The organism is Pseudomonas sp. GW458-11-26-14-LB4, from assembly GCF_059423925.1.
This window is the reverse complement of the sequence record NZ_JBWKYU010000003.1, coordinates 260857-271992: the sequence shown is the minus strand read 5'-3', so window position 1 is coordinate 271992 and position 11136 is coordinate 260857. Positions and strand designations below refer to the sequence as shown.

General features: G+C 62.3%; 9 protein-coding genes. 8 read left to right on the top strand and 1 reads right to left on the bottom strand.

All coding sequences use genetic code 11. The features are described from left to right. From AC07XZ_RS06280 to AC07XZ_RS06250, 7 genes are all read left to right on the top strand, one after another. Complete coding sequence (locus tag AC07XZ_RS06280; RefSeq protein WP_102686140.1) at positions 1 to 1842, top strand: ABC transporter ATP-binding protein; 1842 nt, start codon at positions 1 to 3, stop codon at positions 1840 to 1842. Beyond that, positions 1839 to 2147, top strand: coding sequence for a (2Fe-2S)-binding protein (locus AC07XZ_RS06275; RefSeq protein WP_102686141.1), 309 nt, complete (start codon positions 1839 to 1841; stop codon positions 2145 to 2147). The genes AC07XZ_RS06280 and AC07XZ_RS06275 overlap by 4 nt, the downstream gene beginning before the upstream one ends. After that, on the top strand, positions 2129 to 3505 hold the full coding sequence (locus tag AC07XZ_RS06270) for an FAD/NAD(P)-dependent oxidoreductase (RefSeq protein WP_102686142.1): 1377 nt from the start codon (positions 2129 to 2131) through the stop codon (positions 3503 to 3505). Before AC07XZ_RS06275 ends, AC07XZ_RS06270 begins: the two co-directional genes overlap by 19 nt. Further along, positions 3502 to 4656, top strand: a complete 1155-nt coding sequence (locus AC07XZ_RS06265; protein WP_102686143.1) for an NAD(P)/FAD-dependent oxidoreductase — start codon at positions 3502 to 3504, stop codon at positions 4654 to 4656. Before AC07XZ_RS06270 ends, AC07XZ_RS06265 begins: the two co-directional genes overlap by 4 nt. Then, the gene (gene argE, locus AC07XZ_RS06260; RefSeq protein WP_102686144.1) at positions 4653 to 5810 is read left to right on the top strand and encodes an acetylornithine deacetylase; all 1158 of its coding nucleotides are present in this window, start codon (positions 4653 to 4655) and stop codon (positions 5808 to 5810) included. The genes AC07XZ_RS06265 and argE overlap by 4 nt, the downstream gene beginning before the upstream one ends. A 123-nt stretch (positions 5811 to 5933) precedes the next feature. Beyond that, a complete protein-coding gene (locus tag AC07XZ_RS06255; protein WP_102686145.1) occupies positions 5934 to 7391 on the top strand; it encodes an NAD-dependent succinate-semialdehyde dehydrogenase in 1458 nt (485 codons plus the stop codon). 27 nt (positions 7392 to 7418) lie between these two features. Next, complete coding sequence (locus AC07XZ_RS06250; RefSeq protein WP_102686146.1) at positions 7419 to 8498, top strand: tartrate dehydrogenase; 1080 nt, start codon at positions 7419 to 7421, stop codon at positions 8496 to 8498. A gap of 54 nt (positions 8499 to 8552) precedes the next feature. Here the strand turns inward: AC07XZ_RS06250 and AC07XZ_RS06245 are convergent, their stop codons facing one another. Next, entirely contained in the window at positions 8553 to 9479 is a 927-nt protein-coding gene (locus AC07XZ_RS06245; protein ID WP_102686147.1) for a 2-hydroxyacid dehydrogenase, read from the bottom strand. A gap of 286 nt (positions 9480 to 9765) precedes the next feature. On the opposite strand from AC07XZ_RS06245, the gene gabT reads away from it, so the two are divergent. Further along, the gene (gene gabT, locus AC07XZ_RS06240) at positions 9766 to 11058 is read left to right on the top strand and encodes a 4-aminobutyrate--2-oxoglutarate transaminase (RefSeq protein WP_102686148.1); all 1293 of its coding nucleotides are present in this window, start codon (positions 9766 to 9768) and stop codon (positions 11056 to 11058) included. Positions 11059 to 11136 lie beyond the last annotated feature (78 nt).

Below are 11136 nucleotides of genomic sequence, written 5' to 3'. Positions count from 1 at the left end.
ATGACCCAATTGATTCGAGTTGAAGACCTGCGCGTGGTCGCTTGCGGCGAGCACGGGGAAACCGAAATCGTCAAAGGCGTGAGCTTTGCCCTGGAACAAGGTGAAGTGCTGGCGTTGATCGGCGAATCGGGCTCGGGCAAGACCACCATTGCCCTCGCTCTGTTGGGGTACGCCCGACGGGGCTGTCGGTTGTCCGGCGGCGTGGTACAGGTCGGCGAGCACGACATGCTCGCGCTCAGCGAGCAGCAATTGCAGGGCCTGCGCGGTAATCGGGTGTCGTATATCGCGCAGAGCGCTGCGGCGGCTTTCAACCCGGCGAAGAAGCTGATCGACCAAGTGGTGGAGGGCGCCTTGATTCACGGCCTCGGCACCCGCGCCACCCTTGAGGCCAAGGCCATTGAACTGTTCCGCGATCTGGCCCTGCCGGACCCGGATCACATCGGCCAGCGTTACCCGCACCAGGTGTCCGGGGGGCAACTGCAGCGGGTGATGGCGGCAATGGCGCTGATCAGTGATCCGTTGCTGGTTATCCTCGACGAACCGACCACGGCGCTCGATGTGACGACCCAGATCGACGTGTTGCGTGCGTTCAAGCGCGTGGTGCGTGACCGTGGCGCGACGGCGGTGTATGTGTCCCATGACCTGGCCGTGGTGGCGCAAATGGCCGATCAGATTGTCGTGCTCAATGGCGGCCAGATCTTCGAACAAAGCGCTACGGCGGCGCTCCTCAAAGGCCCGAGTCATGAATACACCCGCAGTCTGCTGGCGGCCGCGCGGCCGGACACGACGATCCGCCCACCTTGCGGAATTGCCGAAGAAACTCCGCTGCTGACCATTCGCGGCCTGACCGCTGGTTACGGCAACAAGAACACCCAGGGCATGCCGGCCATTCGTGTACTGGAAGACATTGATCTGACCGTGCGCCGGGGCCAGGCGATTGGCGTGATCGGCGAGTCGGGTTCGGGCAAGTCAACGCTGGCCCGCGTGGTCGCAGGCCTGCTCACGCCGGCATTGGGCGGGCTGACCTTTGACGGGCAACCGCTGGGCGGTTGTCTGTCCGAACGCACCGACGAGCAATTCCGGCGAATCCAGATGGTGTTCCAGAACGCCGACACGGCGCTCAATCCGATGCACAGCATCAGCACGATTCTGAGTCGGCCGCTGAAGATGTATTTCAACCTCAAAGGCGCGGCGTTGCGCGAGCGTATCGGCGAATTGCTGGATCTGGTGCGCCTGCCGCGAGCCTTGGCCGAGCGTCGTCCGAGCGAGTTGTCCGGCGGGCAGAAACAGCGGGTGAACCTGGCGCGGGCACTGGCGGCCAAACCCGATCTGATCCTTTGCGATGAAGTGACCTCGGCGCTGGACACCGTGGTCGGTGCCGCGATTCTTGAATTGCTCCGCGACTTGCGTGAGCAGCTCGGCGTGTCCTACCTGTTCATCAGTCATGACATCTCCACCGTGCGCGCGCTGTGCGATGACGTGGTGGTGATGTACAGCGGCCACAAGGTTCAGGCCGGCAGCCGCCAGTCGTTTGCGCAGGCGCCGTTCCATCCCTACACCGATCTGTTGATTCACTCGGTGCCGGAGCTGCGCCAGGGCTGGCTGGAAACCTGCGGGACGACTTGCGGCGAACTGCCGCCCATCGGGCCCAAAGCCAATGTCGCCGAGCTGTGCACCTTCCTCAATCGCTGCCCGGTGCGCGTCGATGGCCTGTGCAACCGTACGGCACCCAACCGCCGAATCATCGACGGTGGCAGTGAAATTCTTTGCCACCACGACAGCGTCGAACTGCTGAAAACCCAGCGGGACGTGACCACCTTCAATCAGGGAGCCTATGCATGAGCGCTCGTTTTGTGAGACTGGCCGAGCAGGGCCGGGTGACCGTCGGGTTGACCGTGGATGGCGTGCCCATCAAGGCGTTGCAGGACGACACACTGATGGTCGCATTGCTCACTCAGGGCGATGCGCTACGCCAGTCGGAATTCGATGCCGGTCGACGTGCCGGGTTCTGCCTGATGGGCGCCTGCCAGGATTGCTGGGTGTGGACGCGCAGCGGCGAACGTCTGCGTGCGTGCTCCAGTGAAGTCCGTGAAGGGCTGGATCTCGTCACCACACAACCGGAGGCGACATGGCCACTGCACGGGTAGTTATCGTCGGCGCCGGCCCTGCGGGGATTCGCTGCGCCGAGACGTTGGTGAAGGCCGGCATCAAACCGGTCCTGATCGATGAAAATCGCCGCGACGGCGGCCAGATCTATCGTCGCCAACCCGAAGGTTTCACCCGCGACTACCGCGCGCTGTACGGCACTGAAGCGGCCAAGGCGCGCAACCTGCACGAGAGTTTCGAGCGCTTGCGCCCACACATCGATTACCGGCCCGACACGCTGGTGTGGAATCTGGTGCCCAGGCAGTTGAGCTGCGTCAGTCAGGGTCACCATACGACGGTGGACTTCGACGCGTTGATCCTGTGCACCGGCGCCACGGACCGTTTGATGCCCATTGAAGGCTGGCAGCTGGCGGGCACCTACAGCCTCGGCGGGGCGCAGATCGCGCTCAAGTCGCAGGCGGTTTCCATCGGCCATCGCGTGGTGTTCATGGGCAGTGGTCCGCTGCTGTATCTGGTGGCCAGCCAGTACGTGAAGGCCGGCGCCAACGTCGCTGCGGTGCTTGATACATCGCCGATGAGCAAACGCATTGTCGCGCTGCCGAAGATGCTCGCGCGGCCTGGAGTGTTGCTCACCGGGATGAAACTGTTGGCGCAGTTGTATCAGGCGAAAATACCGGTGCATCTGGGGATCAAGCCGGAGCTCATATCGGGAGATGCCACTAGCGGCGTCAGTGGCGTGCGCGTGCGCTCAGCCAAAGGCGAAACCCTGGACATCGATTGCGATGCCGTGGCCCTGGGGTATCACTTGCGTCCGGAAACCCAGCTGGCCGATCTGGCCGGGTGTCGCATGCGTTTTGATGAAGCGTCCGGCCAGTGGTGGCTGGCGCTTGATGAAGAGGGCCGTACTTCGGTCAGCGGTGTGTACGCCGCCGGCGACGGCGCAAAGATTCGCGGTGCCGATGCAGCTGAACATGCCGGACGCCTGGTGGCGATGGCGCTGCTGGAGGATCAGCAACAACCGGTGGATGCCGGTTTTCGCGCAGAGCAACGGCGCGCACTGGCGGTAATGGATCAGTTCCGCCTCGGTCTGGCGCAGGCGTTTCCCTGGCCCGCCGAACAGGCCGGGGCGTTGCCGGATTCGGCGATCGTCTGTCGCTGCGAGATGATCAGCGCGGGCGAACTGCGCCGTACGGTCAGCGAAAAGGGTGCGTGCGAAGTCAATCGGGCCAAAGCTTTCAGTCGGGTCGGCATGGGCCGTTGCCAGGGCCGCTACTGCTCGCAGGCCGGCGCCGAAGTGATTGCCGCCGCGGCTGGCGTGAGTGTGCAACAGGTCGGTCGCCAACGCGGTCAGGCCCCCGTCAAACCGTTGCCGATGGTCATCATCGAGGAGCCGTCATGAACTCGCAGAAAAGTGATGTATTGATTATCGGCGGCGGCATCATGGGTGCGGCGTCAGCGTTTTTCCTGCGTCAGCGCGGGCACTCCGTGACCCTGCTCGAGCGCGACCTGATTGGCCAATACGCCAGCGGCGTCAACTTCGGCAACGTGCGGCGTCAGGGTCGTTATCTGGGGCAACTGGAGTTGGCCAACCGTTCCTTTGCGCTGTGGAAGCGCTTGCCGGAGCTGATTGACGACGATCTGGAATTCATCGCCAGCGGCCACATGCGTGTGTGTTACCGCGAAGACGAAATTGCCGAGCTCGAAGCGTATGCCGCTGCGCCGGAAGCAGCGCAACTGGATCTGCAGGTCTATCGCGGCGCTGAACTGCATCGGCGCTTTCCGTTTCTTGGGCCGGACGTGAAGGGGGGCTCCTACGCGCCGCACGACGGTCACGCCAACCCGCGTCTGGCGGCGCCGGCATTCGCTCGGGCGGCGCGGCGGATCGGTGCGCGTATCGAAGAACAGACCGAAGTGGCCGAAGTGCAGAAAATCGGAAGCGAGTTCAGCGTCACCACCACCGATGGCCGGCAATATCGCGCCGCACAACTGCTGATCACTGCCGGCGCCTGGGGCGAGAAACTGTCCGCGCAGTTCGGCGAACCGGTTCCGCTGGACACCCATGGCCCGCAGATGGCGGTGACGGAACCGGTGCCATACGCCTTGCCGACGGTGATTGGGGTGTTCACCAAAATACCTGAGGAAGTCATTTATTTCCGGCAGATTCCGCGCGGCAACATCATCATTGGCGGCGGCTATCGCAGCAAACCGGACATGGTCAATCGCCGCGCCTATGTCGAGCCACGCAGCATCCTCAACCAGATCCGGCAAATGCGCCGACTGCTGCCGGGTGTCGGCAATCTGAACATCATCCGGGTCTGGAGCGGCATCGAAAGCTATCTGCCGGACTCGCTGCCGATCATGGGGCCAAGCGGTACGGTCGATGGCCTGTATTACGCGTTCGGCTTCTGCGGTCATGGCTTCCAGTTGGGGCCGGGCGTCGGTGACGTCATGGCTGAATTGATCAGTACCGGCAGCACCTCCACGTTGATTGAACCCTTTTCCATACGCCGGTTCGCCCCCTTGGCCGAACAACGGAGCAAAGCCTCATGAAACCCCGTGTACTGGAGATTCTCAAACGATTGATTGCGTTCGATACCGTGTCGTCGGAATCGAACATGGCGTTGATCGAGTACGTTCGCGAGTTGCTGCTGAGCAAGGGCATCGAGTCGCTGATCGTCAAGGACGAAAGCGGCAAGAAGGCCAATCTGTTTGCCAGTACCGGTCCGAAAGACCAACCGGGCATTCTGCTGTCCGGACACACCGACGTGGTGCCAGCAGCGGGGCAGGCGTGGACGGTTCCACCGTTCCAGATGACGGAGCAGAACGGGCGGGTTTACGGGCGCGGCAGTTGCGACATGAAAGGCTTTATCGCGCTGGCCATCGACGCGATGCTTGACGCTGCTGAACATTCCCTCAGCCGTCCGCTGCAACTGGCGCTGTCACACGACGAGGAAATCGGCTGCGTTGGCGTGCGGCGTTTGCTCGATGTGCTGCATCTGGCGCCGGTGCGGCCGTTTCTGTGCCTGATCGGCGAACCGACCAATATGCAGTTTGTGCTGGGGCACAAGGGCAAGGGCTCATATCGCACCTATTGTCGGGGGCTGGAGGCGCATTCTTCGCTGGCGCCGCGGTCGGTCAACGCGATCCACGTGGCCTGCGATTTCATCGCAGCGTTGCGTGAATCCCAGCGCCAACTGCAGGAGCAAGGCGCCCGGGATGCCGATTACGACGTGCCTTACACCACCGTGCACGTCGGCCAGATCGGCGGTGGCCGGGCGCTGAATATCGTGCCGAATCTGTGCACGGTGGATTTTGAAGTGCGCAATTTGCCGGCCGATGATCTGGAACAGATTCTCGCGCAGATGCAGGAGCGTGCCGAGGTGATCGTGCGCGAGGCGAAGAAGCTCTCGAGCGTGGCGGCCATCGAGATTGAAACGGTCAACGTCTACCCCGGACTGGACACCCACCCGAGCGTCGAAGCGGTACGGTTCCTGAAAAATTTCGCGGCGCCGGATACCGCGACGTCCAAGGTTTCGTTCGGCACGGAAGGCGGGTTGTTCAAGCAGCGTCTGGATGTGCCAGTAGTTGTCTGCGGGCCAGGTTCGATCGAGCAGGCGCACAAGCCCGACGAGTTTATCGAGATCAGCCAGATGGAAGCGGGGGAGCGCTTTCTGGAGGGTTTGCTCGGTTCGCTGAAGCGATAGAAAACAGCAGTTCTGCTGTTCCACCGCCAATTTCAGCAGCCGACACTGTCCGCTACGCGCTTTCAGCATCCTTAGCCGTCGAGTCTCCCTAGACTGGAATCTGTCTCGGATCAGGACTCGACCATGCTCAAGAATCGTTTGAAAGACCCCGGTCTTCTCGCAGAACTCGCTTATGTGAACGGCCAGTGGATCGGCGCCGATGACCGCGCGACCCTGGATGTCGTCGACCCGGCCAGCGGCGAATTGATCGGCCGCGTGCCCGCCATGCAAGGCGTGGAAACCCGACGCGCCATCGATGCCGCCGAACAGGCGTGGCCCGCCTGGCGGGCACGACCGGCCGCCGAACGTGCGGCGCTGCTGGAGCGTTGGTATCAGGCGATGATCGACAACCTCGACGATCTGGCGCTGATCATGACCTGCGAACAAGGCAAGCCGCTGAACGAAGCCAAAGGTGAAATCCGCTACGGCGCGGGTTTCGTCAAATGGTTTGCCGAAGAGGCGTGGCGGATTTACGGCGAAACCATGCCGGCCCCCAGCGGCGACCGCCGACTGTTGACCCTCAAGCAACCGGTGGGGGTCTGCGCGGCGATCACACCGTGGAATTTCCCCAACGCAATGATTACCCGCAAGTGTGCACCGGCCCTGGCGGCGGGGTGCCCGATCATCGTCAAGCCGTCGGATCTGACGCCGCTGTCGGCGCTGGCGTTGGCCGTGTTGGCTGAGCGCGTCGGCATTCCGGCCGGGGTGTTCAATGTGCTGACCGGCATGCCCGCCGGGATTGGCGAAGAGCTGACCGGCAACCCGACGGTGCGCAAGATTTCCTTCACCGGTTCCACGGCGGTGGGTCGTTTGCTGATGCGCCAGAGTGCCGAGCACATCAAGCGATTGAGCCTGGAGCTCGGCGGCAACGCACCGTTCATTGTGTTTGACGACGCTGATCTCGAACAGGCGATTACCGGGATCATGCTGAGCAAGTTTCGCAACGCCGGGCAGACCTGCGTCTGCGCCAACCGGATTCTGGTACAGAACGGCATTTACCCGCGTTTTGCCCAGCGTCTGGTCGAGGAAGTCGGCAAGCTCAAGGTCGGCAATGGCCTGCAGGACAACGTGACCATCGGCCCGCTGATCAACAAGGCGGCCGTGAGCAAGGTGGCCCGCCACATCGATGATGCCTTGAGCCAGGGCGCGCAGCTGCTTTGCGGCGGCGTTCCGCAGGGCGACTGTCAATTTGTGCAACCGACGGTGCTTGGCGATGCCCACGCCGGCATGCTCCTGGCCAACGAAGAAACCTTCGGCCCGGTCGCGCCGCTGATGCGGTTCACCGACGAAGCCGAAGCCTTGGCGCTGGCCAACGCCACGCCGTTTGGCCTCGGCGCGTATTACTTCACTCAAGATTTGCGTCGCTCATGGCGTTTCGGCGAAGCGCTGGAATTCGGCATGGTTGGCCTCAACACCGGAATCATCTCCATGGAAGTCGCGCCGTTCGGCGGCATCAAGCAATCGGGGCTGGGCCGTGAAGGCAGCAAATACGGTCTTGATGAATACCTTGAAGTCAAAGCCTTCCACATCGGCGGCTTGTAACTTCACAACAACGGGGAGCCACAACTGATGAGCAAGGTCTTCAAGATCGCCGCGATTGCCGGCGACGGGATTGGCAAGGAAGTGCTGCCCGAGGGGCTGCGGGTGCTGGAGCAGGCCGCGAAAAAATGGCAGCTGGACTTGAGCATTGAAGTGCTCGACTGGGCGCATTGCGATTACTACCTGGAACACGGGCAGATGATGCCCGAGGACTGGTTCGAACAGCTCAAGGGCTTCGACGCGATTTACTTCGGCGCCGTGGGCTGGCCGGAGAAAGTGCCGGACCATATTTCCCTGTGGGGGTCGCTGCTGAAATTCCGTCGCGACTTCGACCAGTACGTGAATATCCGCCCGGTGCGCTTGTTCCCCGGGGTGCCATGCCCGTTGGCCGGGCGCGAACCGGGGGACATCGATTTCGTGGTGATTCGCGAGAACACCGAAGGTGAATATTCATCGGTCGGCGGCAAGATGTTCGAAGGCACCGAGCATGAGTTCGTGCTGCAGGAATCGGTGTTCACCCGCCGGGGTGTCGACCGGATTCTCAAGTTCGCCTTCGACCTGGCCCAGACCCGGCCACGCAAGCGCCTGACCGCAGCGACCAAGTCCAACGGCATTTCGATCAGCATGCCTTATTGGGACGAGCGCACCGTGCTGATGGCTGCGCAGTACCCGCAGGTGACGTGGGACAAGCAGCACATCGATATCTTGTGCGCGCGCTTCGTTCTGCAACCGGATCGGTTCGATGTGGTGGTGGCGTCGAACCTGTTCGGCGACATCCTCTCCGACCTCGGGCCGGCGTGTGCCGGAACCATCGGCATTGCGCCGTCGGCCAACCTTGATCCGCAGCGACGTTTTCCGTCGCTGTTCGAGCCGGTGCATGGTTCGGCGCCGGACATCTATGGGCAGAACATCGCCAACCCGATTGCGATGATTTGGTCCGGGGCGCTGATGCTCGATTTCCTGGGCAACGGTGACGAGCGTTATCGCGCAGCACACGACGGGATCCTGCAGGCGATCGAGCGGGTGATCGCCGAGGGCCCGATCACCCCGGACCTGGGCGGGAAGGGCTCGACCCAGGATGTCGGCAGGGCCATCGCCGAGTTCCTCTGAAGCATCGTCATCCTCTGCACGAGTGAGCCTGCTCGCTCGTGCAGAGGGTCTGAATCAGTAACCTTTGCTGCGGTCGATCTGACCGCTCATGGACTCGCCGCGCTCGAAGCGGCGGATGTTTTCCAGCAGGACAGCAAATGCGCTTTCCGGCTGGGTCATCGCCGCGATATGCGGCGTCAGCAGAATCTGCGGATGGCCCCAGAAGGGATGATCCGCCGGCGCCGGTTCGTTCTGCACCACATCCAGCACCGCGCCGCTCAGTTGCCCGCTGTCCAGCGCCTGGAGCAAGTCTTCTTCCACCAGATGCCCACCGCGCCCCATGTTGATCAGGGCCGCGCCACGCGGTAATTGCCGAAACAACTCACGATTGAGAATGCCACGGGTCTGCTCGGTCAGCGGCAATACGCAAATCAAAATGTCGCACTGGCTCAGAAACGCCGGCAGTTGCTCGCGACCGGCAAAGCACTCGACGCCGGCAATCCGATGCGCACTGCGCGCCCAGCCCTTGAGGGCAAAGCCCAGTGGCTGCAAGGTGGCGAGAATCTGCTGCGCCTGAGTACCGAGGCCCATCACCCCCACCCGACGTTGATGCGCCGGCTGCAACAGGTGCGCCTGCCAACACCGCGCCATCTGCTGCTGGCGATAGCGCAACATGTCCCGGTGCAAAGCGAGCACGGCAAAACTGGCGTACTCGCACATGCCTTGGGTGATCCCGGGATCGAGCAGGCGCACCACCGGAAGACTTGGCGGGATACGGCTCAGGTCCAGTTGATCGACGCCGGCCGACAACGCAAACAACACCTGCAGATTCGGCAGCACCGTCTGCAGATCTTCTGGCGCCTGCCACGCCGCCAGGTATTTGATGTCTGCGGGATCGCCGATGTCCGGCCAGGCGCGCCATTCGATGTCCGGGGCATGTTCGGCGAACAGTGCTTTCCACCGTTCGCCGCGCACGGGGTCAGCTTTGTAGAGCAGGGCCATGGTCAATTCCTGAGGAGGTTGAAGGTGCTCCCATCATCGCCCAACCCCAGAGCAGGATCTGTCGAAAGCAGCGCTGCGAACACTGCGCGTCACCTCATATACGCACGCGCCCGGCAGATTCGGCGGCCTGAAGGAATCTGCCGTTTGGCAGGGTGAAAACAGTCGATCCGGATTTCTCAGGGGCCAAGTTCGGCGTAGTTCGTTACGCACAAGTCTTAATCTTAAGACCCTGTGTAACCACCTCCTGCATTCACTCCGGGCTGCCGGACTCACGAAGGGAAATGCCATGAACAGCCAAGTCGACCAAACGCCTCATTTACTCCGTCAGCGTGATCAGTTCGTGCCACGCGGACTGGTCACCGCTCACCCACTGGTGATTGATCGCGCCCAAGGGGCTGAATTGTGGGACGTGGACGGCCAGCGTTATCTGGACTTCGTCGGCGGCATCGGCGTGCTGAACATCGGCCATAACCATCCCAAAGTGGTTGCAGCGGTGCAGGCCCAATTGCAAAAAGTCTCGCACGCCTGCTTTCAGGTGGTGGCCTACAAGCCGTATCTGGATCTGGCCCAGCGTTTGTGCGAAATGATAGGTGGCGAGGAACATTACAAAGCGGCGTTCTTCACCTCTGGCGCCGAAGCCGTGGAGAACGCGGTGAAAATCGCCCGCGCTCACACCAACCGCTCTGCGGTGATCTCCTTCCGCGGCGGTTTCCATGGACGCACCTTGCTCGGCACCACGCTGACCGGCATGAGCCAGCCCTACAAACAGAACTTCGGCCCATTCGCGCCGGAGGTGTTTCACACCCCATATCCCAATGCCTATCGCGGCGTCACCAGTGAGATGGCGCTCAAGGCGCTGGACGAGTTGCTCGCCACCCAGGTTGCGCCGGAGCGGGTTGCGGCGATCATCATTGAACCCGTGCAGGGCGACGGTGGTTTCCTTGCGGCGCCGGCACCATTCCTCCAGGCATTGCGCGAGTTGACCCACAAGCACGGCATCGTGCTGATCCTCGATGAAATCCAGACCGGATTCGGCCGCACCGGCAAGTGGTTCGGTTTCCAGCACGCCGGCATCCAGCCTGACCTGGTCACCGTCGCCAAGAGTCTGGCCGGCGGGCTGCCGTTGTCGGGCGTGGTCGGCAAAGCTGAAATCATGGATTCGCCGCTGCCCGGAGGCCTCGGCGGCACCTACGGCGGCAATGCACTGTCCTGCGCAGCGGCCCTGGCAGTGATCGACGCTTATGAAGAAGAGAAACTGCTCGAACGTGGCGATGTATTGGGCAAGCGCCTGCGTGAAGGTTTGCTGCAGTTGCAGCGCCGTCATCCGCAGATCGGTGACGTACGCGGCACCGGTTTCATGCTAGCCATCGAGCTGGTCAAGAACGATGAAGCGCGCTCCCCGGACGCTGATCTGAACCAGCGTGTGATCGATGAAGCGCGCAAAGGTGGCTTGCTGGTGATCAAGTGCGGCGTCTATCGCAACGTCTTGCGCTTCCTCGCGCCACTGGTGACGACCGAAGCGCAGATCGATGAAGCGTTGCAGATTCTGCAGGCAGCATTGGCACGGGTATTGAACTGATGTCCGCCGGGTTCAGCGGCGCGGTCGCTGGCCAGCGTCGCTGAACCTTTTTGGCGCACGGATTGATGAAACGCATCA